Genomic DNA, 22,871 nt, shown 5'->3' with positions numbered 1-22,871 from the left:
GACGCCCCCGCTGTTTAATTAAATTTTTCCTACAAGGTCTAGGCTTGGTTTAAGTGTTTTGCTGCCTTCTTCCCATTTTGCCGGGCAAACTTCGCCTGGATTGTTACGAACATATTGAGCTGCTTTTACTTTACCTACAAGTGTGCTTGCGTCACGACCGATGCCGTCAGCATTGATTTCTGCTGCTTGTACAACACCATCTGGGTCAATAATGAACGTACCGCGTTGAGCAAGACCAGCTTCTTCATCTAACACATCAAAGTTACGTGAGATTTTTTGTGATGGGTCACCAATCATAATATATCTAATGTTGCTGATTGCTTCTGAGTGATCATGCCATGCTTTATGTGTAAAGTGTGTATCTGTTGAAACAGAGTACACTTCTACGCCAAGTTCTTTTAGTGTTGCGTATTGATTTTGAAGGTCTTCTAGTTCAGTTGGACAAACGAAAGTAAAGTCAGCTGGGTAGAAGCAAACAACGCTCCATTGACCTTTCAAGTTTTCATCCGTAACGTCGATAAACTCTCCGCTACCTGCATTGTAAGCTGAAGCTTTAAATGATTCTACTGTTTTACCAATTTGTGACATAAATAAATTCCTCCTAAATGATATTTATAGCTAGTTTTGGCCATATTGCTAAAATCTAAACCGCATTCACTATAAAAGTTAATTGCCATCAACTAACTATAATAATTCTAATTACATAATCATTATCGTATAAGTGTAATTGTTTGTCAACAGTTACACTTTGAAGAGTGGATATGATTGATATTTATTGTGTATGTTGAAAGGTTTTACTATTATGATCTATCTATATTGTTATTAAAAAGGGAAGTTTGTATCCTTGGATGTAGCTGCTATATTATCAATTAAAAAATATTTTCTCGATTGACTCTTGTTTTACAAGTTCATTGAAAACATTCAGTATTAATCTGATTGTCGCTAGTTAATTAGGTCGGATCTTATGGAGGGAAATTGTTTAGAAGGTAGTAGAGGAACTAAAAAAAGAGCGTACTAAAGAAGCAATTAGATCAAATGCTTTTCTAAACGTTGTAACCTTTTCATGTTTTATACGACTACTAAGTAGAACATATATAAAGGAGCGTGTCTTTCATGAAATTGAATAAAATTATCCCGTTTGCGCTGTCTGCATTGCTTGTAGGAAGTGTAGCGGTGCCTGAAATGTCTTTTGCGAAAGAGGATGTGAAGACAGAAGTGACATCAGATGTAAAAGCTTTTATTAAAGTGGAAGGAACAATTGAAGGTGTTGAGAAAAATGATGGCTTAACTCTTTATACACTTAAAGGAAAAGAAGAACAATTCGTATTGGCTGTGAATGAGAAGACGCTCATTTACGATAATACCGGAAAAAAGTCCAAACTGAAAAAAGGGGATAGCGTATCTGCGTATACGGATTCGAATAAACCAATGGTCCTGATTTTTCCTCCGCAGTATACACCGGATGTAGTCATTGTGGAAAAGGATGAAGCGAGCACGGCGGTAGTTGGAATATTTGACGATGAATTGGTCGATCCATACTTGAAATTGAAACTAAATATTGATGAAAGTTCAGATATTTCAAGTGCTTCAGGTGATCCAGTGAAGGCGGATGATTTAAAGGGGAACGACTTGCTAGTATTCTATAAAGTGACAACAAGAAGTATTCCTGCGCAGACTTCACCAGAAAAAGTTGTTTTGCTTGATAAGATAGAAGCAGTAGATGAGGATGTTACAGTTGAGCAGATGATCGAAAATGATCAGTATATGGTCGACGGTGTGAAAATGGTTCCCCTACGTTTGATTGCCGAAAAACTTGGATATGTAGTAGACTCTACGGGTGTTGGTGCCATAGTATCAAAGGGTGCACCATCTTACACGATTACTCGTGGTCAGAAGGAATACGGCTATAATAAATCATTGATGAAGTTTGAAGAAGCGCCGGAGCTTCTCGAACCGAATAAAACGTATGTCCCACTAGCGCTTATAGAAGAAATGATGAAGTGAATAAATAGTATAATGAACAGGCAGATGCCCACGGGCTTCTGCCTGTTTCGCTATGTACACGGAGTTACTAAATTTCTAAACAAAGATATTTGGCTTTCCTAGTTTTCATCATGCCGCCTATACATCCTAGCTATTTGATGAAGCATTAGAATAAAGGTTTTGACAGAAAATATAAATAATTTCTTTAAATCTATTGACAAAGATCTCAGGGATATGTAATATAACGTTCAATAGTAGATTGCAGACTAAGAATGGAACTAGTAGAAATGTCTTGTGTCTTTGTAGAGAGCTGATGGTTGGTGGAAATCAGTAGGCGCGCATTTTGAACTCATCCATGAGTCACTCCCCGAAAGTTTTACAGTAAGGGATGTCGGTTTCCTCCGTTAATGGGATAGACAGTGATGGCTGTCGATAAGTGGATTTGTCTCATAGGCAGATCAATTAGAGTGGTACCGCGAGTATAACCTCGTCTCTATATTTCGATATAGAGGCGGGGTTTTTTGTTATCATTTTTTATAAAAAGGGAGTGCATAGAGATGAGTAGAAAAATTTGGGTGTTTGATACGACATTACGTGATGGAGAACAGGTGCCAGGGGCTAAATTGAATTTATATGAAAAAGTGGAGATTGCGCAACAACTCAAAAAGCTTGGTGTCGATATTATCGAAGCCGGATTTCCTGCTTCGTCTCAAGGTGATTTCGATGCGGTGAAAGCTGTCGCAGAGAGGGTAGGCAATACAAACGATATCATGATCACTGCATTGGCACGCGCAGTCCAAGCAGACATCGATTCAGTATATAACGCAGTAAAGTATGCAGAAAATCCGATGATTCATATGGTGCTGGGTACTTCAGATATTCATGTGGAGAAAAAGTTCAATAAATCAAAAGATCAGATCCTTCAAATAGGCGTCGATGCAGTAAAGTATGCAAAAACATTAATGCCTCAAGTACAGTATTCAACAGAAGATGCTTCACGCTCAGAATTTGAGTACTTGTGGCATACAATTGAATCCGTCATGAAAGCAGGTGCAACGATGATCAACGTACCTGATACAGTGGGCTTTGCGGAGCCGGAAGAATTTGGGGCGTTAATTTATAAATTAAATGATCGCATGAAAAACTTGAATCCAGATGTACTATTAAGTGTCCACTGTCATAACGACTTGGGCATGGCGACTGCCAATACTTTAGCGGCGGTGAAGAACGGTGCAGATAAAGTAGAGTGTACAATTAATGGAATTGGAGAACGAGCAGGAAATGCGGCACTTGAAGAAGTAGTAATGGCGTTGAAAACAAGAAGCTCCGTTTATAATGTCAATACGCAAATCAACACAAAAGAGATTATGAATACATCACGTCTAGTATCTAGCTTCATGGGATTGGATGTGCAAGTGAATAAGGCCATTACAGGAGACAATGCTTTTGCTCATTCATCCGGAATACATCAGGACGGCTTATTGAAATCCCGTGATGCGTATGAAATTGTCCATCCAGAAGACGTAGGGCTAGATGATATGGAACTGATTTTAACAGCGCGGTCAGGACGCCACGCGGTGAAAAATGCACTTGAAAAGCTTGGGTTTACCCATATGAAACCTGAAGAATTCGAAGGGATCTTTGAAGGATTCTTACTGTTGGCAGATATGAAAAAGGAAGTATATGATCATGATTTGTATATCATTGTAGAAAATTATTACGAAAAACATGATCAACACAATGTAACAAATTACAGTGATCATTTCTTTGAATTTGAAGATCTGCAAGTTGTCAGTAACTCAAGTTTCCCATCAGCGAGCGTGAAGATTCGCAAAGGTGAAGAAGTCTTTAAATCGAGTGCTGTTGGAACAGGCCCGATTGATGCGCTATATTCCGCCATTGCAGAAATTACGAATATCCAAGTGAAATTGATTGGATACGATATTAGCAGTGTTTCAAGGGGCAAAGATGCGCTAGGAAAAGTGAAAATCACTATTTCGCATGAAGGAGAAAACTATGTCGCAAAAGCAGCAGACACGGATATTTTGAAAGCGAGTGCACTAGCTTATATAAACGCGATTAATAGTGTCATTGTAGCTGGAATAAAAGAAACGACTGTGAAAACGCCTATTGTAAGTATTTAATTCAATATGAAAGGCAACTATCCGCGGATAGTTGCCTTTTCTCATGCGTAAATATGAAACAAGTATTCCTGTCCATTCTTTACAGGATCCTGCGCAAATTTATAACCGTGAGCAATCGCTTCTTCCGGTACGTTGCGGAAAGAGCCAGGGCAATCGGTGATGACTTGCAGTAACTCACCGTTATTCATACCTTCAAGTGTTTCTAAAGTGTAAATCACGGGGTAGGGACATGACTCGCCACGCAGATCGAGTGTAAAGTCCGCTTCTAATTCAGTTTGCATGTACATTCATTCCTCTCTTTATTGTTAACTTGCGATGGTAGCGTTTTTCTCCATATACCGTTAATGCGTAGAGTCCACCAAGCATGAGCAGCGTAACAGAAATTGCGCCAATTGGCCCTAATGTATCGAGTAAATTGATTTTTGCACCGCTCTTGACCAATACATTATAGACACCTAGGTGATCCCAAGCATAGGCAAGGAATGTAGCCCCGATAATATTGCCCGCAAATACTGGTAAGAAGAGTAACTGTCCTTCCATCAAGCGATACATCATACCGGTTTCACAGCCTGACGCCATGACAATGCCAAGTCCGAATAATATGCCACCGACAAATGTGCTAAGTGCTGCAATTTGTGTAATTGGCGTTAAGTCATAGATGGAAATGACAATGATCGTCAAAATGGAACTGACAGCCATACCTATAATAATTGCTTTTGCCATAATGCTACGTCCGACGAGAAATAAATCGCGGAATGCAGAAGTGAAACAAATTTGTCCGCGTTCAATCAAAATACCAAAGGCCAGGCCGAAAAGCGCACCAAGGCCAAGCAGTTTTTGTCCGGATGCAAAGAAGTATATAGTGAGTCCGATGTAGAGGGCTGCGATTGTTCCACCGACATACGGTTGGATTACGCGCTTTTTAAGTTGTGTCGGCTTTGCGTTCCCGCGAATCAAGGAAGGCTTGCCTTTCCACCAGCGTGTTTTCGTCAGTTTGGCTCCAAAGAAAGTACCGATGCCTGTTGCCATTATAAAGATCCATGAGTGGAAAGAGAATTGAGGAACACCTGTAAAGAAAGCAGCTAGATTACAACCGAGTGCCAAGCGTGCACCGAATCCTGCAATAATTCCACCAACTAATCCCTGTACATAACGACGTTTCTGCTGCGGCAATCGGATCTTGAAACTATTGCTAAGCAACACCATAATGAGTGCGCCCGCGAACATTCCCCAGACAATCCAGCCATCTGGTCGGTTCCATGTCGTTCCTTGCAGATGTACCATGTCAAAATATTGCCAGCCTGAGATATCGACTCCAAATAATAATAAGAGATCGCCTCCCAGTCTTGTAAATTCACCAGTTACTGCCCAAACAGTCGAAGTTAAGCCGAAATATACTGCACTAAGAATACCAGCTATCAATAAGACGAGATAAGGGTTCCAATAGCGTTGGAAAATAGGTTGAATCATTTTTTTCATTGGATCGTCGCCCCTTATAAAAGTTCTTTTTCTAGTGTATTCTTAACTGTGCAAAAATCAAGTAATAATATACTAGTATCAAAAAAAATACGATTACCAGCTTCTATGAAGTGAAGTGGTAATCGTATTTTTTATTTATCGATAATTTTTAAAACCTTGCGGATATCCGCTCGCTCTTCAGGTCGAGGCACATGTTTTGGGTAACCAATCATCAATGTTCCAACAATTTTCTCATCTGATTTCACATCAATTGCATCCTTAAATACAGGATCATGCGTCCAGTCATTTGTACGCCAGATCATGCCGATACCACGTTCCCATGCTGCCAACTGGAAGTTCTGTATCATTGCAGAGACTGCAGCGTAATCTTCATCCCAACGCTTTTTACGTGAATCTTCGGGCATGATGACAACTAAATGCAATGGGATAGTGCGGAAGTATGCCGCTTTGTTTTTCGCCTTATCTGTCACTTCGCCATCTCTCTTCTGGGAAGTTAGGAATGCTTCTATAAATTTCTCTTTGCCTTCATCCGCATATAATTGGAATCGCCAAGGTTCTGTCAGTTTATGATTGGGTGCCCATTTAGCTACATTCAGTAATTCGATGATCTCGTCTATATCGACTGGGTCAGCACTAAACTTCTTGATCGAGCGTCTACCCATGATTGACTTTTCTACGTCATTCTTTGCTTCATAGCTCATAATTGAAAACTCCTTTTCAATAGATAAAATTCCACTAAATGAAAATCATTATCATCTACTATACTACCATAAAAAACCCCGTAAGAGCAAAGTAAGCTCTTACGGGGTAAAAATCTTCTTATTTCAAGTAATAAATAGGGGAACCAGGTCCGAGATCGATACCTAGTAACATCCAGATAATTAACGTGATACTCCAGAATATTAAGAAGAACATGGAATATGGGAACATTACGGAAACAAGCGTACCGATACCCATTTTCTTATCATACTTTTGCGCAAACGCGATGATGATCGCAAAATACGTCATGAGCGGTGAAATGATATTCGTTGAAGAATCCGCCACACGATACGCCATTTGCGTCAATTCAGGAGAATATCCAAGCTGCATCATAATCGGAACGAAGACTGGTGCCATCATAGCCCACTTCGCAGACGCACTACCGATAAACAAGTTGATGAACGCTGCAATGACGATGAACATCAGTAATAGTGGTATTCCTTTTAAATTAATACTGTCAAGGAAGTTAGCGCCGTAGACTCCTAACACCAAGCCCATATTCGACTCAGAGAAGAATGCAACGAACTGACTCGCTGTAAACGATAGAACAATGAACATACCCATAGCAGCCATTGTCGTAGACATCATAGCTGCGACATCTTTATCATTGCGAATTTCTTTTGTTACTTTACCGTAGACGAGACCCGGTACGAAGAACATAAACGCGATGATCGGCACAAGCGATTTCATGAACGGTGATTTGATGATTGGCATATCCGCTTCATCTCCACGCAATGGAGCACCTGGGAAAGCGACAAGAAGTGCAACAAGTATTCCTGCTACTACAACAGAAACACCAGCCCAAATCAAACCTTTCTTTTCTAGACGAGTTAGTTTTTCAACTTTCTCACGGAATTCACCAGTATATTCACCAAGACGTGGCTCCACAATCTTTTCCGTGACCCACGCTCCGACGAATGTCAGAACGATAACGGAAAATGCGATGAAGTAATAGTTCATGGCAATGTTCATACCTTCTGCATACTCGGGATTGATGATCGCTGCAGACATAATGGTTAATTCACCAAGCAATGCATCCGTACCCGAAAGAAGCAAGTTCGCACTGAACCCGCCGGAAACTCCGGCAAATGCTGCGGCTAGACCTGCAAGAGGGTGTCTACCGAGTGCCGCAAATAACACTGCACCTAGTGGCGGCAAGACAACGTACCCTGCGTCAGAAGCAACACTAGACATTACCCCTGCAAACACGAGTCCGAGGGTGATTAAACGTTTTGGTACGGACATGACGAAGCCGCGAAGCAATGCACTGATCAAGCCCGATCCTTCTGCAACCCCGATACCAAGCATCGTAATCAATACGACACCAAGCGGAGCAAAACCGATGAAGTTATCGGTCATATTCGTAATGATATAGTGTATACCTTCACTACTAAGCAGATTATGTACTTCGATCATTTCGCCTTCTTTGCCTGGATGTTCTGCGCTAACACCGAAGTACGAAACGATTGCGGAGATGACGATTACTAGTAAAGCCAAAAGGGCGAACAATGTAACCGGATGCGGCAAGCGGTTGCCGGTCTTTTCGATCATATCCAAAAACTTCTGGAAAAAACCTTTTTTCTGCGTATTCATGATGATCTCCTTTCGCTTAAAGAATGCTATTCTAACTATCACGAAAAAGTATTAATTTTTCAGACAAAGTCAAGTATATAAGAGAATCACATTTAGTTAAATGCTTTATTGAAATAATTAAATTGGAAGATTGTTGCGAGTCTTGGCGCAAGGGTGAATAATATAAAAGTGGGAAAAACCCATCTACTTTTAGATAGGTAGAAAGGTATTGTGAATCCCTTTTGGTTTACGTTAGAACTCGGAAGATTTGAATCGTTGTCGTTAGGTCTACAACTTACTTTGGACGTCTCTCTTTGAAGCCGCGCTTGAAAATCTCTTGTACGTTATTGATTGTAACGTAAGCATCCTCATCTACACGCTCCAAAATCCGTCGTAGCTGTACGATTTCCCCTTGGTTAATGATAATGTATAAAATTGCTTGTTTCTCGAGCGTATAACCGCCACGACCTTCAAGAATGGTCACTCCTCTACCCATCGTAGTGAGCAATTCCTTGCGAATGTCTTCCTGATGTTTTGAAATAATCATTACAGCTTTTCGGTCATCCGCACCGTCTACGATCTTATCAATCACTTTTGCTCCTACATATACCGCTACAAGTGTGAACATCGCTTTTTCTTTGCCAATAACAAAAGCTGATAATAAAATGACAGTAATATCGATAACCAGCACCGCTTTTCCTACACTCCACCCAAGCCACTGCTGAAGCATGCGGGCAACCGTAGTGCCACCTCCAGAAGTTCCACCGACACGGAAAATCAACCCAAGGCCGCCACCTACAAATAAACCAGCGAATAAAGCAGCAAGTAAAGTATCATGGCCCAACTGTTCTCCCCAGTTCTTTGTCAGCTCAAGGAAAATAGACATGAAAATGATTGTGATGACAGTATAAATAATTGTTCGTTTGCTGAAGAACTTATACCCAATCGCAACGAGCACCAAGTTAAGTATGAAACTAACAACGCCAGGTGACCATTCAAATAAATAATATGTAATGATCGTAATCCCGATGACGCCACCTTCAGATAGCATATTCGGAATCGCAAAATAGTTAATTCCAATTGCGAATATGAATGATCCTACAATTAAAGCGGCATAATCCAGTAGTCTTCGTTGCATTCAATCACCCTTCTTTCGAAAAAAGCGACATACTATAGTATGCCACTTTTGTACTTTTATAGATTTTCAACTGTAAAGGTACTATACCTGTCGTTCAACCTATTAAAACGTGTACATTACCCAACACGGGTTGATATTCTTAGTAGTCAATCAGCATCAATGAAAATACCTTTAATAACAGGTACACCCTCATCATCTTTGCCGTCATACGTTCCGTAAACGGAAACGTCGAAACCTTCCAGAATATCCGTACGTTCTCCAAGTCGGATATCCTTCACATATAGGATTTCATCTGCATCGCTTTCTACAGCATAAACACCTTCGTCAATTGCTGTTACCTTCCCAAGAAACTTCACTTTGGAATTGACGGGTACTTCATCGTTAGCGAACGCGGCATACTCTCGTTCGACTGTATCTTCTTTAAGACCTTCTTCTACACCGTCACTTGTCTGTTCTGTCGGTGCTGTTTCTTTGGTTGGTTCAGTAGATTCAACCGGTTCTTTCGGTTCTTCATTACTACAAGCTGCGAGAAAAGCAGCAGTTATTATTAGCATAAATAGTTTTTTCAAGTAAATCGCCTCCATTAGTAATCATAAGGAACTTTTGCGCAAAAGAAAACCTTTGTCTTCAATTGGAGTCATAAAAAATTTGTGGGAATAGACTATAACAATCGAGTCAACATAAACAGAAAGGATGGGGGAGTGAACAAGCTATTTACAAAATCAACTTTCGCGCTGGTAGTATTAGTTGTGATTTGGGGTGTGAGTTGGCCAATTTATAAACTATCAATCGTTTATGCACCGCCGTTATTATTCTCGGGAATGCGTGCATTGCTTGGCGGTAGTCTGATCATGTTACTGATGTTCAAGCTACGTGATCGATTGCAATGGCGTCAGCATTGGCGAAAGTACAGTATTTCAGCTTTGTTCAACACCGTCCTATTTTTTGGATTGCATACGATAGGCCTACACTATTTACCAGGTGGATTATTCTCGGTACTCGTATATTTTCAGCCGGTCCTTCTTGGTTTATTTGCTTGGATGTGGTTGGGTGAGACTATGACGCCAATTAAGGTAACAGGATTATTGATTGGGTTCATCGGCATTATAGTAGTTAGCGCAGAACATTTTACAGCCCAGCTTTCCATACTAGGCGTGGTATTCGGCGTGCTGACGGCATTCTTTTGGGCACTAGGCGTTGTGTATGTGAAGAAAGTCAGTGAGGAAGTCGATGCATATTGGATGGTCGCGATGCAATTTACTATAGGTGGCGTAGTCCTGCTTGTACTTGGTTCCATGACAGAGAGTTGGTCTGCGATTGAGTGGGAATCGATGTATCTATTCGGTCTCGGATTTGGTGCCACGATGGGAATCCCAGTAGCTTACATCATTTATTACTCTCTTATTCGTGCTGGAGAGGCAAGTAAGATAGCGGTGTTTACCTTTTTAGTTCCGGTCATTTCAGTGTTCATCAGCACCGTATTTGTCGGTGAACCGATGACACATACGCTATGGGTTGGCTTGTTGCTCGTCGTTCTCAGTATCTGTTTCGTTAATTATCGTAAGAAAGAACCTGTTATACTGCTAGATACAGAAAATGAGGAGTGATGGATATGAATGCAGAAGAGTGGATTGAATATTTACAGCTGGAACCACATCCTGAAGGAGGGTTTTATAAATCGACGTATCGGTCGGATGTCACTGCAAATTGTGCGCAAGGTGAGCGCCCTATGTATACGAGTATTTATTTTCTTCTTCGTTCAGAAGATGTTTCCCATTTTCATCGTCTGCAGTCAGATGAAATCTGGTATTTTCATGGGGGCAGCTCATTAACCGTACATATGATTACGCCTCAAGGGCTATATGAAGAGGTATCAGTGGGTCTTGACCTACACAAAGGGGAAGTGCCACAATTTCTCGTGCCGAAAGATACAATTTTTGGCTCATCGGTGAAAGAGCCCAATACGTTTGCGCTAGTTAGTTGTATGGTATCGCCAGGATTTGATTTTGCAGATTTTGAGTTATTTGAGCGGCATGATTTATTGAAGAAGCATCCTAAATACGAAGAGATAATTAAAAAACTTACGTAAAAACGATCAGAAGTATTATGCTTCTAATCGTTTTATTTTAACTATTTTTAAATTATTAGGATTATAGTTTTTCAATTGCTTCTGTGATTGGCGTGGACCCACCGATTACTTGAAACTCCTTGCCGATTGTAGAGTCGTTTTCTAGACAAGCGAAGATAACTTCTGCGATATCTTCACGTGGTACTTCTTTAGGTTCGACAGTAGTTGCGGCTTCTACTTTGCCTGTTCCTTTGTCGTTTGTTAAAGCGCCTGGATGAATCATTGTATAGTTAAGGTCAGTCGAGCGTAACCATTCATCTGCATAGTGTTTTGCGACAACGTACGGAGCAAATGATTCCGGTGCTTCCTGGATCGCTTTACGTGTTGTGTCATATGAACTAATCATGATAAAACGTTTAACATCGGCTTTCTGCGCTGCTTGTATAGTTTTAATAGCACCGTCAAGGTCGATCATCATAGTTTTATCTGGACCCGTTTTGGGGCCGGAGCCTGCTGTGAAGACGATAGCATCTACGCCGTCTGCTGCTTTTACGATGTCGTCCACTTCGCCTTCAAGATCTACAAGCACGGTTTCCGCACCGATTTTCTCAAAATGTTCCGCTTGCTCTTGCTTACGGATCATGGCTTTTGCTTTCAGCGTATCGCTGTCTTGAATCAATGAAACTAACTGTTTCCCGATCTGACCGTTTGCACCTACAACTAAAACTTTCATGTATTTTCATCCTTTCGATATATAAATATAATAAATCTACCTTCTTACAGTACCCGTAATATCCAAGTCCAAAACTGTACAATGTTTTTCTGGTTGCTATAATACGTGTACGATTACTTATTTATTAGGAGCGAAATGATGAATGCAAAATTAATGTGGCGCCATATATATCAATCGGAAGCGGCTAGAATTGCCTTTATTGCAATCTTGACAGCTCTTACAGGCGAATTGAAAGTGATGCCGTTTGACGACGAGATGTTCCGTTTTGCGCTGGGCGGTATAGTATTCTTTTTATTAATACTTATTTACCCACCTGTCTCTATTTTGCGCACAGGATTCGTTACAGCAGTTACGGTAGTAGTATTTCGTATAACGAAGGAGCTGTGGCTCGGTGCTGATTTGCTTGAGAGTTTACAAATGCATGTACCTGTCTTTTTGTTTTACTTTATCGTGGCGGTCGGCTGGCATTTTGTCGGTCTTGAAAAGTATAAATCTTTACCACTTCGACTAGGTGCCTTAGCTTTCATATTTGAAGTAGTGAGCAACACGTCAGAGCATGCACTGCGTAACTGGTGGTTACATAGTTCTCTGCTCAATGTTAAGGAGTGGGGGATTCTAGTAGGGGTCGCATTATTGCGAAGTTTCTTCACTGTGGGATTATATAGTTCTGTGGCATTATCAAAAGAGAAGCAGCGTGTAGAGGAGATGCTTGGGGTAGGTTCTGAGTTATATGCGGAAGCATTGTATTTACAAAAGTCCATGAACCATATAGAACAAATCACTGCATCGAGTCATGATTTATACCGCAAGCTCAAAAAAGAGAACCAACCGGAACTTAGCACCCAAGCGTTACACATTGCGCAGGAGATCCATGAAGTGAAAAAGGATTCTCAGCGAATTTTGGCAGGGTTATCAAAGTGGACAACACGGCAACAAGTAGAAGTGTTTTACCTATCTGACTTACTCAATATGGTCGTCACTGCGAATGAAAAGTACAGTGAAATGATCGGTAAGGAATGCACGTTGGAAACAGTACTTGATGGGGACCTCCAAACAGGCCAACATGTCCCTTTGCTCGCTATATTGAATAATTTGACGGCGAATGCTGTGGAGGCCATTGATGAAAAAGGTCAAGTACTCATTACAGTCGAAACCGATGAAGAGTGGGTGCGCTTTAGTGTATGTGACACAGGAAAAGGGATTCCTATTGAACATGAAGACATCATATTTGAACCAGGTTATACGACGAAATTTACAGATCAAGGAACGGCAGCAACAGGTATCGGGTTATCGCATGTCTGTGCAATTATTGAAGCGCTGCGAGGTACAATTGTGGTAAAGCGTCTCGATCAAGGACTGAATGTACTAGTGGAAATCCCTATGGAATCCATTATGGAGGAGATAGAAGCATGAGATATTTTATCGTAGATGACGACAAAGCAAGCCGTGTGATGCTGAAAAATATTTTGGCAGAGCAAGAAGGGATTGTGATTGGTGAGGCGGAAAGTGGAGTGAAAGCCATACCTCAAATACTTTCCCTAGCACCGGACGTCGTATTGATCGATTTATTGATGCCTGAACTTGATGGAATCGAAACAATTCAACAGTTGAAAACACAAGGCTATAATGGACAATTCATTATGCTGAGCCAAGTAGTGAACAAAGAAATGGTTGGCGAAGCCTATGAAGTCGGTGTCGAATTCTTCATACATAAGCCAATCAATCAAATAGAAGTGCGAAGCATCGTGCGACGTACAGCGGAACAGTTACGTCTGAAAAACTCTTTATTGACGATTCGGGAATCGCTAGCGCAATTCGGTTCTGTTGAACAACCTAAAGCACAGCAATCAGTGAAAGATATTGTTCTGAAGAAGCTGCATGATATGGGTATCTTTAGTGACAGCGCAAGTCGCGACATCGTAGCCATCATGGAAGTCTTGAACGAGCAGCGAGCTATTCAATTACCGCCTCTAAAGGAACTATATGAAGCTGCGTTGACAAAACTGGGTGTGCCAGATGGAGACATCTCCAAAGAAAGTAAGGCGATGGAGCAAAGAATCCGTCGATCAATCCTTACGGCAATGGAACATTTAGCATCACTTGGCGCGGTAGATTATACAATCGATGAATTCGAATACTATGCCCCACGCTTCTTTGACTTCCAAGAGATAAGTATGAGAATGAAACAGATTCAAGAAGAAAGTATCGATATCAGGCCTGCCAAAGTGAACAGTAAGAAGTTTCTGCATGTGTTGTATATGGAAACAATAGAAGGACGAAAATAGTTTTTGTAGGATGTTGTAGAATTTTGTAGGGCCCCCGTAAGATATGAATAAGTTACTGAAAGAAAGCGTTTTCAGAGAACATCTAAGGGGGATTATCGATGAAAAAGATATTTAAATTGTCTTTGGCTTACCAAATATTAATTGGATTGGTTTTAGGTATTGCAGTCGGTGCAATCTTCTATGGTAATCCTAATGTAGAGAGATACTTACAGCCAATCGGCACGATGTTCATCAATATGATTAAAATGATTGTAGTACCTATTATTATTTCCACGCTAGTAATCGGCGTAGCAGGTACAGGTGATATTAAGAAATTAGGTAAACTTGGCGGTAAAACGCTTTTATATTTTGAAATTGTAACAACGATTGCGATTATTGTTGGTCTTATGTCAGCAAATATTTTCAAGCCAGGTGAAGGCATCGATATGTCTTCTCTTGAAAAAGGTGACATCTCGCAATATGTAGAAACGACAGAAGAAGTGCAAAATGGCGGCTTCATGGATGTGCTAGTTGGCATCGTACCAAGTAATATTGTAGACTCGATGGCGAATGGCGATATGTTGCCAATCATTTTCTTCTCTGTGTTATTTGGATTAGGTGTAGCGGCAATCGGGGAGCGTGGCAAACCGGTACTTGATGTTTTCCAAGGGGTCGCTGACGCAATGTTCTGGGTAACGAATATGATCATGAAGTTTGCACCGTTCGGCGTATTCGCGTTAATTGGTGTAACGGTATCTAAATTCGGTTTGGAATCACTCATTCCGATGGGGAAATTAATGGTTCTTGTATATGCAACGATGATATTCTTCATCATCGTCGTGTTAGGTGGGATCGCGAAGATGGTGGGCGTGAACATCTTCCACTTCATGAAAATCTTGAAAGACGAATTGATTCTAGCGTTTTCTACGTCTAGTTCGGAAACGGTGTTACCGAAAGTGATGGAGAAAATGGAGAAGTACGGTAGCCCGAAAGATATCGTATCTTTTGTAGTGCCAACAGGATATTCATTTAACCTAGACGGATCTACTCTTTACCAAGCATTGGCGGCTATGTTCATTGCACAAATGTATGGCATTCAGTTGAGTATTATGGAGCAAATCACGTTAGTGTTAGTGTTGATGATTACGTCTAAAGGGATTGCTGGCGTACCTGGCGTTTCATTTGTCGTGTTACTTGCGACGCTTGGAACAGTAGGAATTCCGCTTGAAGGTTTAGCATTTATCGCGGGAATCGACCGTTTACTTGATATGGCACGTACGGTAGTGAACGTAATTGGAAACGCACTTGCAACGGTAGTCATGTCGAAGTGGGAAGGTCGCTTCGGTGAGGATACTGTGAAAGTAGAACGCGAACCACAATTTGTATTTGCAGAAGAAAAATTAGTGTAATCGAAGGCTGTCCTCTTCATTGAGGGCAGTTTTTTTATGGAATTTAAGAGGTTAGACATGCATTGTGACGGCATTCAATTGTAGGAATGCTTGATTTGTTATATGATTAACAGTATGGAATAACAAGAGTGCGGTTTTTACTAAGGAGGAAATGAAGTAATGAGCAATCAGCAAAATGATTTTACGAAATGGTATATCGATACAATCCAGAAAGCGGATTTAATGGATTATACACCAGTGCGTGGATGTATCGCGTTTAAACCGGACGGCTATGAAATCTGGGAGCATATTCAGGATGAAATGAATCGTCGCTTTAAAGAGACGGGTCACCGTAACGCCTATTTCCCTATGCTAATTCCAGAGTCATTTTTCGAAAAAGAAAAAGATCATATCGAAGGATTTTCTCCAGAATTGCCATGGGTAACAGAAGCGGCGGGCGAGAAATTGGAAGAACGTTTGGCGCTACGTCCAACGTCTGAAACGATGATTGGTCATTTATATTCTGACTGGATCAAGAGCTACCGTGACCTTCCAGTACTGATCAACCAGTGGGCAAACGTATTCCGCTGGGAGAAAAAGACTCTACCATTCATTCGTACGTCTGAATTCTTGTGGCAAGAAGGACATACTGCACACGTAGATGAAGAAGAAGCACGTCATGAAACGATGCAGATGTTGGAAATCTACAAAGAAGTTGTTGAAGACTTACTTGCGATTCCAGTATATGATGGTCAGAAAACACCGTCTGAGCGTTTTGCGGGTGCAATTGATACATTCTCGATTGAAGCAATGATGAAAGATGGCAAAGCAGTACAAGCCGGAACGTCACATTACCTCGGCACAAAGTTTGCTGAAGCATTTGATATCAAATACTTAACTAAAGAAAACAAGCACCAGTTCGTGCATACAACATCTTGGGGAACGTCAACACGCTTGATCGGTTCTGTTATCATGGTGCATGGTGACGAACAAGGTCTTGTATTGCCTCCACGCGTTGCACCGACACAGGTCGTGCTGATTCCAGTTGGACCTTGGAAGAAGAATCCCGCAATCATGGAAAAGCTGGATGAGATCTATGCTGAATTGAAGTCTAAAGGTATTCGCGTACGTCTAGATGATTCAGACCAGTCTCCAGGCTTCAAGTTTAACGAGTATGAATTAAAAGGTGTTCCGGTACGTCTAGAACTTGGACCACGTGATCTTGAAAATGATCAAGCATTGATGAAAGCGCGTGACGGTGGCGAAAAAGTGGCCGTTAGTCTGGCTGAAGCTGTCGCGAGCATCGAGCAAGAATTACAGACGATGCAGAAGCGTTTGCTTGAAAATGCGCGTACGTTCCGTGATGAGAATTCTCATATGAATATCGATATGCTCGATGAATTGAAGAAGCATATTGAAGATAGTGCTACTAACGAAGTAACTCCGGGTTGGATTCTTGCAGGTTGGTGTGGCGATGATGCATGTGAAGAGCATGTGAAGGATGAGACGAAGTTTACGACGCGTAATATTCCGTTCGATCCACCAGCAGAGAAGTCCACTTGTATTAATTGTGGAAATGAGTCGAAGCATACGGTTTGGTTTGCTCGTTCTTACTAATAGAGAAAGTAAAAGCTGTCCCACGAAGTTTTTCGTGGGACAGCTTTTTTGGTGATGTAAAGTTAGAATGCTGGAAGGGATAACTTTGTGAGTGTGATGGGATGAAGCTCCAGCTGGCGGACGTTTTCCCATGGGCCCGCGGTGAGTCAACCGGTTCGCTAGTGCAAAAATGTGCTCCTAACGCTTCGCTTTGGAATTGGTGTGTAAATTATTGTTTTGTCTTAAATTATTTAAGTTCAATACGGTTTACAACACTTACTTCAATGCACAACAAATAGTATCATCCACTCGCATTGCGAGGGATTGGCGCGTAGGAGGGGCGACTCCGAGAGGATCAGTGGGACAGGTGAAACACCCGCCGAAGTGCAGCGCAGGGGTGTGGTTCACCGCCCACCCTCCGGAAAGCGTCCCCTCCGTAGCGCCAATCCCGAACCCAACACCAACGTTCAGCCAATCCCTCTGAAGTTAGTCGTCCAATTTCAATCCTTTTAATGCGTCTGCGAATGGATTGTTTATCGGCTCGTCTTCGTCGTTCTTCTTCAAATACTTCTGCACATCGCGCTTGTTTACTTTACCTTTTGATGCTTTCTCACGCCGCTCTTTGAATACCGAGAGCTTTTCGCGGTAGCCACATTTGCATGTGAAGATCTGGCCATCACCTTCACCACGAAGCTCCATCTTCTTCTTACACTGTGGACAGCGTGCGTTGGTGACGCGTGAGACGTTTTTACGATGGCCGCACTCGCGATCTTGACAGACGAGCATTTTGCCATGTTTGCCGTTTACTTCGAGCATCGGCTTGCCACAGTCAGGACATGATTTTGTTGAGATATTATCATGCTTGAACTTCGCTTCACTAGCCTTAATCTCGGATACAATCTCTTTCGTATAGCCTTTCATCTCATTGATGAAAGCTTTCTTTTTCAGCTGACCTTTGGCGATTTTCTCTAGTTTTAGTTCCCACTCAGCTGTTAGTAAAGGAGATTTTAGTTCATCTGGTACTAATTCGAGTAACTGTTTCCCTTTATTGGTTACGTGAATATCTTTACCACGCTTTTCAATTAGGAAGGAGTTGAATAATTTCTCGATAATGTCCGCACGTGTTGCGACTGTTCCGAGTCCGCCTGTAGATTTCAATGTGTCTGCTAGTTTCTTATCTTGTGTACCCATATATTTTGTCGGATTTTCCATGGCAGATAATAGAGTTGCTTCATTGAAACGAGCGGGAGGCTTTGTTTGACCGGATGTTTCTTTAATAAGTTTGATGTCGAGCTTGTCACCTGCTGTTAGTTTGGGAAGTAATTGTTCTTTTGCATCTTGTTCGATTTCATCTTCATCAAATTGGTTATCATAGACTTCTTTCCAACCCGCGACTAGAATGGTTTTCCCGCGCGCTGTGAATTTCTCGTCTGCTATTTTTGCATGAACTGTCAACTGTTCGTATTCATGCGCAGGGAATAAGACAGCCAGGAATCGTTTGACGACTAAGTCATAGATTTTCCGTTCACGGTCCGATAGTTTATCTCGCAAGACGATTTCTTCAGTCGGAATAATTGCGTGGTGATCAGATACTTTGCTGTCATCAACAAATGATTTGTTCGCTTTGATCGGCTTCTTTAATATCTTGTTTGCAAGTGACCGGTATTCTCCTATGCCGACGGTTTTCAAGCGTTCAGGAAGTGTTGCAACGAGATCGCTTGAAAGGAAACGGGAATCCGTTCGTGGATAGGTCAGTATTTTATGTTGCTCATATAATTTTTGCATGATATTCAATGTGTCTTTTGCTGAGTAGCCAAACATTTTATTGGCATCTCGCTGTAATTCCGTCAGATCGTAAAGGCCTGGGGAGAATGTTTTTTTGGCTTTCTTTTCGACATTTTCAATAATTGCAGATTTGCCGTCCGCTTTTTTGACGATAGCCGACAGTTTATCCCGATCGAATGAACGCGTGTCACCCGTTTTGGAGTCTGCCCATGTCAATTTCAAGTTAGTATCAGATTGAGCCTCGATACCGTAAAATGTTTTTGGACGGAACGTATTAATTTCATCTTCGCGCTGCGCAATGATTGCGACGACAGGCGTCTGAACGCGACCGCAGTTGAGTTGCGCATTGAATTTTGTAGTTAGGGCACGCGTAGCGTTCAGTCCGATGTACCAGTCAGCTTCAGAGCGTGCGACGGCTGCTTCGAATAGATTTTCGTAGTCTTTGCCAGGTTTCAAGTTGGCGAACCCGTCTTTAATTGCTTTGTCCGTGACGGAGGAAATCCATAGACGTTTTACTGGTTTATTGACCTTTGCCTTTTCGATAATCCAGCGTGCAACGAGTTCTCCTTCGCGTCCTGCATCTGTTCCAATAATGATGTCAGAAACGTCAGGGCGTACAAGCTGCGACTTCACGGCATTGTATTGTCGGCTCGTTTGCTTGATGACCGTCAGTTTTAAATCCTCGGGCATCATAGGTAGATCATCGAGTTTCCATGTTTTATACTTTGTATCGTAGTTTTCAGGATCAGCGAGTGTCACTAAGTGTCCGAGTGCCCATGTCACGATATATTTATCGCCTTCCAAATAGCCATTTCCTTTTTTATTGCAGTTCAGCACACGGGCAATATCCCGTGCAACAGATGGCTTTTCTGCCAATACTACACTTTTTTTCATATGATAAACTCCTTTTTTATATACATATCGAAGAGCTCCTCCAAGTGAATAAGGTGTTGGAAAACCTTACGTTATCTGAAGGAGCTAGTAGTAAAAAGTGTAAACTAGTACTAGAGTTTCGTCAATTAAGCTATATTTGATAGTCGTTAGATAGGGACTTGGAGTATCGTGAATTAATGAGGAGAATCATAGGCTTATTTCAATCAGGTTTCTCTTTCAAGTTAAAAAACGCGACTGAGCACATACTTTTTTTGTATACTAGGCATACTACTATAGAAACGAGGGATTCCATGTCAGAATTAAAAGATCGTTTAATGGCCGATATCCGAACTGCGATGAAGGAAAAAGACACAATGAAGAAAGGTGTCATTAATTTACTGCGTGCAGGTCTACAAAATGAATCGATTGAATTAAAGCGCGAACTGACAAAAGAAGAAGAAATCAAAATCGTTCAGCGTGAGCTTAAGCAAACAAAACAATCGCTTGATGAAGGTCTAAAAGCTAATCGTGAAGACATCGTGGAAGCAGAAAAAGCGAAAATTGCGATTGTGGAATCTTATTTGCCGAAACAGATGAATGTGGAAGAAGTAAAAGAGTTAATTGCTTCATTAGGTATTTCAAAAGACGCGTCAATGGGTCAGACGATTGGTGTTGTAATGAAGGAAGTGGCTGGTCGTGCGGAAGGAAAGACCGTGTCGCAGGCAGTTAAAGAGTATTTACAGAATTGAATTATGAATAAAGAACTGGACGACAAGTAGTGAACTTGCCGTTCAGTTCTTTTATTTTTCAAATGAAGCCCGTAATACGTATACTACATCGTATTCTTTTAATTCATCCAAGTAGCCTTCTTTTTGTTCATAGAAATCAGAAGATAATGTACTTGTCGGCGTACCCGCTGTTGTAGATGTGTAGATGATACCCGCCAACAACATATTCTCCGAGAGAAGTAAACCTTCTTGTGGATTGGTGTTAAATAGAGTGGCCATGTCTTTTAATGTCTTCAGTTCTTCTTGGTTACTAACACTTGCAGCACCCTTAGCATCGCTAACACTTGCTGAGAATAATAATTCTTCTTCGAGCGTTTGCGTGACTGTCAACACGATGCTACCTTTCGTTGACTCTCCAGGCATTGGCGTGGATAGCTCGCTAATCGGTTCCGCAACCTTTTTACCTTCTTTGTATTTTTCTACCCAAAGGGTTACCTTTTTATAGTTTTGATCGGCTGTATAATCAAAGACAAATGCAGTATTCGTTGCTGTTTCAAGTATTTGTTTTTCACGATCTGTAAGTTCAGGTATCGTCAATTTATTCGTGTCGGTTGCAGCACATGCACTGAGAACTAATAGGCAGCTTAAAATCATCATACTCGTCCATTTTTTCATCGCCTAGGCCTCCTTCTCTTTATAACTCATTATAGCATTTTAACGTACTGCCCGTACTAGTTGCATGTTTTTATAGATTTTAATATAAATGTGTCCAAATTTATTAAATAAGTAATACTTGAATGAAAAAGTGATGAAATTTTGGATGGGTATTATGGAATTGAAATGACTGTTGCATCATATGTAATATAGTGTTTTCAATGTTTTACACATTTTATTTTCAAGAAAATACTACAAATTCATATGATGAGTTGAATGGATTTATTAGATGTTTTATTATAATTAAAAATAAAAAAGATATTTATTTTATGGCTCAATCTTTACTATTTAATAAAACATGATAATGTTGATAGAGAACAGCCTGCTTGCTTGCTAATAGAAAAGTAGGTAAATGATAAAATGGAGTGGTAATTTTGGTAAAAAGTGCTATGATGGAAAAACAAAAACAACAAGATGGAATTATGCAAATTCCTGAATGGTGGACTTGTCCAGAAGGGCATGAAGAATTACAAAAAGCTGCACATGCGTTAGGCAAGAAAGAATTGCTACCGCGTGCACTTATTTCTGATCAAGAGAGAAGTTATCCACGTGAAAGTTTACGTGAAGTTGCGAAGTCTGGTTATTCGGCTGTTACCATCCCGGTTGAAGCGGGTGGTCTGAAAGACGGATTCACAGCATTTGCAGTACTTTCCGAAAGCTTTGCGCATTATTGCCCATCTACGACGATGTGCTGGGTTATGCATATGACTACAGCGCATACGATCTATGAGGCGGGAACAGAAGAACAGCGTCAGCGTCTATTACCACGCTTGCGTGAAGGACAAATCGGTGGCCTAGCGTTTAGTGAACGAGCGACAGGTGGTCACTTCTGGAATATCGGTAGTAAAGCGATACGAAATGTAAATGGTTATTTGTTGGACGCAGAAAAGTCATTCGTCACAAGTGGTGGAGAAGCAGACTTTTATTTAGTTGCTACAACATCGCCTGAAACAGATAATCCGGATAATTTAATGTTTTTATTGGTCGAAAATGATCAACCAGGAGTTGAAGCATTTCCGTTCGATGCAATGGGATTACGCGGAAACGCAAGTGGTCCTATGAATTTTAAAGATGTGCAAGTAGCTCTTGAAAACCGTATTGGTGGCGAAGGTGGCATGGGTTATTTCAACGATAACACAATCGACCCTCTTTTCTTGCTAGGTTCAGCAGCTTGTTGGGTTGGTATTGCACAAGGCGCTTTGAATATGGCAACAGATGGTGCTAAACGCAGAGTCCACGCAGATACGGGGTCATCTGTTACAGATTATCAAGTGATTCGTCACGAGTTGGCGAAGGCGCAGATTAAAGTAGATAGTGCACGCAGTATGTTGTATCGTACAGCAGAAGCGCTAGATCGTTGCAATAAGGAAGGCAAAGAGTTGTCCGAGTGTTTGTATCCGTTATGGCAGTTAAAGACGCATGCGGCAGACATGGTAATTGATGTTACCAATTCGGCATTGCAAGTGTCAGGTGGCCGCGGTTATATGACGGGCCAGGTGGAAAAGTTCGTGCGTGACGGGCGTGCTGGTGCAATCATGGGGCCAACAAACGAAGTGCTGCGCGAATGGATCGGTCGTACAATGATAGAAGTTCCTTGGATGGATTAATTAAATCAAAATAAAAACAGTCACCGGCAGATTTTTCTGC

Annotated in this window: 20 protein-coding genes and 1 other annotated feature; of the genes, 10 read left to right on the top strand and 10 right to left on the bottom strand. The window is 41.3% G+C overall.

All coding sequences use genetic code 11. The annotated features are described in order from the left end of the window. Positions 1-18: 18 nt before the first annotated feature. Complete coding sequence (gene ahpC, locus Q7P97_RS05425) at positions 19-588, bottom strand: alkyl hydroperoxide reductase subunit C (RefSeq protein ID WP_303967629.1); 570 nt, start codon at positions 586-588, stop codon at positions 19-21. 525 nt (positions 589-1,113) lie between these two features. Here ahpC and Q7P97_RS05420 point away from each other — a divergent pair. Together Q7P97_RS05420 and Q7P97_RS05415 are read left to right on the top strand one after the other, a co-directional pair. Next, positions 1,114-2,004: a stalk domain-containing protein gene (locus Q7P97_RS05420; RefSeq protein ID WP_303967627.1), complete on the top strand. Its 891-nt coding sequence runs from the start codon at positions 1,114-1,116 to the stop codon at positions 2,002-2,004. Between the two features lie 238 nt (positions 2,005-2,242). Further along, positions 2,243-2,481, top strand: a binding site (T-box leader). 59 nt (positions 2,482-2,540) lie between these two features. Next, positions 2,541-4,127: a 2-isopropylmalate synthase gene (locus tag Q7P97_RS05415; protein WP_303967624.1), complete on the top strand. Its 1,587-nt coding sequence runs from the start codon at positions 2,541-2,543 to the stop codon at positions 4,125-4,127. 41 nt (positions 4,128-4,168) lie between these two features. Here the strand turns inward: Q7P97_RS05415 and yedF are convergent, their stop codons facing one another. The 6 genes from yedF to Q7P97_RS05385 all read right to left on the bottom strand — a co-directional run bounded on the left by yedF (position 4,169) and on the right by Q7P97_RS05385 (position 9,644). Then, complete coding sequence (yedF, locus tag Q7P97_RS05410) at positions 4,169-4,408, bottom strand: sulfurtransferase-like selenium metabolism protein YedF (protein WP_303967621.1); 240 nt, start codon at positions 4,406-4,408, stop codon at positions 4,169-4,171. Further along, positions 4,398-5,606 (bottom strand): selenium metabolism membrane protein YedE/FdhT, encoded by a 1,209-nt coding sequence (gene yedE, locus Q7P97_RS05405; protein WP_303967618.1) that lies wholly within the window; start codon positions 5,604-5,606, stop codon positions 4,398-4,400. The genes yedF and yedE overlap by 11 nt, the downstream gene beginning before the upstream one ends. Before the next feature lie 131 nt (positions 5,607-5,737). Further along, positions 5,738-6,307, bottom strand: a complete 570-nt coding sequence (locus Q7P97_RS05400) for a nitroreductase family protein (protein ID WP_303967615.1) — start codon at positions 6,305-6,307, stop codon at positions 5,738-5,740. Positions 6,308-6,425: 118 nt separating this feature from the next. Beyond that, positions 6,426-7,958 carry an AbgT family transporter gene (locus Q7P97_RS05395; RefSeq protein ID WP_303967612.1) on the bottom strand — a complete coding sequence of 511 codons (1,533 nt, stop codon included), beginning with the start codon at positions 7,956-7,958 and terminating at the stop codon, positions 6,426-6,428. Positions 7,959-8,232: 274 nt separating this feature from the next. Continuing rightward, positions 8,233-9,075, bottom strand: a complete 843-nt coding sequence (locus Q7P97_RS05390; protein ID WP_303967609.1) for a YitT family protein — start codon at positions 9,073-9,075, stop codon at positions 8,233-8,235. A 146-nt stretch (positions 9,076-9,221) separates the two neighbouring features. Further along, positions 9,222-9,644: a putative periplasmic lipoprotein gene (locus tag Q7P97_RS05385; RefSeq protein WP_303967605.1), complete on the bottom strand. Its 423-nt coding sequence runs from the start codon at positions 9,642-9,644 to the stop codon at positions 9,222-9,224. Positions 9,645-9,776: 132 nt separating this feature from the next. Between Q7P97_RS05385 and Q7P97_RS05380 the strand changes: the two genes are divergently transcribed. After that, complete coding sequence (locus Q7P97_RS05380; RefSeq protein WP_303967602.1) at positions 9,777-10,682, top strand: DMT family transporter; 906 nt, start codon at positions 9,777-9,779, stop codon at positions 10,680-10,682. After that, entirely contained in the window at positions 10,682-11,164 is a 483-nt protein-coding gene (locus tag Q7P97_RS05375) for a cupin domain-containing protein (protein WP_303967600.1), read from the top strand. Before Q7P97_RS05380 ends, Q7P97_RS05375 begins: the two co-directional genes overlap by 1 nt. Positions 11,165-11,225: 61 nt before the next feature. Here Q7P97_RS05375 and Q7P97_RS05370 read toward each other — a convergent pair whose 3' ends face one another. Further along, positions 11,226-11,876 carry an SDR family oxidoreductase gene (locus Q7P97_RS05370; RefSeq protein WP_303967597.1) on the bottom strand — a complete coding sequence of 217 codons (651 nt, stop codon included), beginning with the start codon at positions 11,874-11,876 and terminating at the stop codon, positions 11,226-11,228. Positions 11,877-12,014: 138 nt separating this feature from the next. Between Q7P97_RS05370 and Q7P97_RS05365 the strand changes: the two genes are divergently transcribed. From Q7P97_RS05365 to proS, 4 genes are all read left to right on the top strand, one after another. Then, the gene (locus Q7P97_RS05365; RefSeq protein ID WP_303967594.1) at positions 12,015-13,289 is read left to right on the top strand and encodes a sensor histidine kinase; all 1,275 of its coding nucleotides are present in this window, start codon (positions 12,015-12,017) and stop codon (positions 13,287-13,289) included. Next, positions 13,286-14,161 (top strand): response regulator, encoded by an 876-nt coding sequence (locus tag Q7P97_RS05360; RefSeq protein ID WP_303967591.1) that lies wholly within the window; start codon positions 13,286-13,288, stop codon positions 14,159-14,161. The genes Q7P97_RS05365 and Q7P97_RS05360 overlap by 4 nt, the downstream gene beginning before the upstream one ends. 98 nt (positions 14,162-14,259) lie before the next feature. After that, positions 14,260-15,549, top strand: coding sequence for a cation:dicarboxylate symporter family transporter (locus tag Q7P97_RS05355; RefSeq protein WP_303967588.1), 1,290 nt, complete (start codon positions 14,260-14,262; stop codon positions 15,547-15,549). A gap of 159 nt (positions 15,550-15,708) precedes the next feature. After that, the gene (gene proS / locus Q7P97_RS05350; RefSeq protein ID WP_303967585.1) at positions 15,709-17,145 is read left to right on the top strand and encodes a proline--tRNA ligase; all 1,437 of its coding nucleotides are present in this window, start codon (positions 15,709-15,711) and stop codon (positions 17,143-17,145) included. Between the two features lie 465 nt (positions 17,146-17,610). Here proS and Q7P97_RS05345 read toward each other — a convergent pair whose 3' ends face one another. Then, complete coding sequence (locus tag Q7P97_RS05345; RefSeq protein ID WP_303967582.1) at positions 17,611-19,803, bottom strand: DNA topoisomerase III; 2,193 nt, start codon at positions 19,801-19,803, stop codon at positions 17,611-17,613. Positions 19,804-20,093: 290 nt separating this feature from the next. On the opposite strand from Q7P97_RS05345, the gene Q7P97_RS05340 reads away from it, so the two are divergent. Further along, the gene (locus Q7P97_RS05340; protein ID WP_303967579.1) at positions 20,094-20,531 is read left to right on the top strand and encodes a GatB/YqeY domain-containing protein; all 438 of its coding nucleotides are present in this window, start codon (positions 20,094-20,096) and stop codon (positions 20,529-20,531) included. Between the two features lie 51 nt (positions 20,532-20,582). On the opposite strand, the gene Q7P97_RS05335 is transcribed toward Q7P97_RS05340, so the two are convergent. After that, positions 20,583-21,185 (bottom strand): YgaN family protein, encoded by a 603-nt coding sequence (locus Q7P97_RS05335; RefSeq protein ID WP_303967576.1) that lies wholly within the window; start codon positions 21,183-21,185, stop codon positions 20,583-20,585. Between the two features lie 404 nt (positions 21,186-21,589). Here Q7P97_RS05335 and Q7P97_RS05330 point away from each other — a divergent pair, with 404 nt between their 5' ends. Beyond that, the gene (locus tag Q7P97_RS05330) at positions 21,590-22,831 is read left to right on the top strand and encodes an acyl-CoA dehydrogenase family protein (protein WP_369823517.1); all 1,242 of its coding nucleotides are present in this window, start codon (positions 21,590-21,592) and stop codon (positions 22,829-22,831) included. Positions 22,832-22,871: the final 40 nt, after the last annotated feature.

This window comes from Sporosarcina ureae (assembly GCF_029267015.1).
GTDB lineage: Bacteria > Bacillota > Bacilli > Bacillales_A > Planococcaceae > Sporosarcina > Sporosarcina ureae_D.
This window is presented reverse-complemented; position numbering and strand designations above follow the sequence as displayed.

Bases quoted from the DNA above. Each gene is read 5' to 3' on its own strand.
- yedF (WP_303967621.1), bottom strand. From the start codon at position 4,408: ATGCAAACTGAATTAGAAGCGGACTTTACACTCGATCTGCGTGGCGAG.
- Q7P97_RS05420 (WP_303967627.1), top strand. From the start codon at position 1,114: ATGAAATTGAATAAAATTATCCCGTTTGCGCTGTCTGCATTGCTTGTA.
- Q7P97_RS05370 (WP_303967597.1), bottom strand. From the start codon at position 11,876: ATGAAAGTTTTAGTTGTAGGTGCAAACGGTCAGATCGGGAAACAGTTA.
- proS (WP_303967585.1), top strand. From the start codon at position 15,709: ATGAGCAATCAGCAAAATGATTTTACGAAATGGTATATCGATACAATC.
- Q7P97_RS05340 (WP_303967579.1), top strand. From the start codon at position 20,094: ATGTCAGAATTAAAAGATCGTTTAATGGCCGATATCCGAACTGCGATG.
- Q7P97_RS05395 (WP_303967612.1), bottom strand. From the start codon at position 7,958: ATGAATACGCAGAAAAAAGGTTTTTTCCAGAAGTTTTTGGATATGATC.
- Q7P97_RS05375 (WP_303967600.1), top strand. From the start codon at position 10,682: ATGGATATGAATGCAGAAGAGTGGATTGAATATTTACAGCTGGAACCA.
- Q7P97_RS05355 (WP_303967588.1), top strand. From the start codon at position 14,260: ATGAAAAAGATATTTAAATTGTCTTTGGCTTACCAAATATTAATTGGA.
- ahpC (WP_303967629.1), bottom strand. From the start codon at position 588: ATGTCACAAATTGGTAAAACAGTAGAATCATTTAAAGCTTCAGCTTAC.
- Q7P97_RS05390 (WP_303967609.1), bottom strand. From the start codon at position 9,075: ATGCAACGAAGACTACTGGATTATGCCGCTTTAATTGTAGGATCATTC.
- Q7P97_RS05415 (WP_303967624.1), top strand. From the start codon at position 2,541: ATGAGTAGAAAAATTTGGGTGTTTGATACGACATTACGTGATGGAGAA.
- Q7P97_RS05365 (WP_303967594.1), top strand. From the start codon at position 12,015: ATGAATGCAAAATTAATGTGGCGCCATATATATCAATCGGAAGCGGCT.
- Q7P97_RS05400 (WP_303967615.1), bottom strand. From the start codon at position 6,307: ATGAGCTATGAAGCAAAGAATGACGTAGAAAAGTCAATCATGGGTAGA.
- yedE (WP_303967618.1), bottom strand. From the start codon at position 5,606: ATGAAAAAAATGATTCAACCTATTTTCCAACGCTATTGGAACCCTTAT.
- Q7P97_RS05360 (WP_303967591.1), top strand. From the start codon at position 13,286: ATGAGATATTTTATCGTAGATGACGACAAAGCAAGCCGTGTGATGCTG.
- Q7P97_RS05345 (WP_303967582.1), bottom strand. From the start codon at position 19,803: ATGAAAAAAAGTGTAGTATTGGCAGAAAAGCCATCTGTTGCACGGGAT.
- Q7P97_RS05335 (WP_303967576.1), bottom strand. From the start codon at position 21,185: ATGAAAAAATGGACGAGTATGATGATTTTAAGCTGCCTATTAGTTCTC.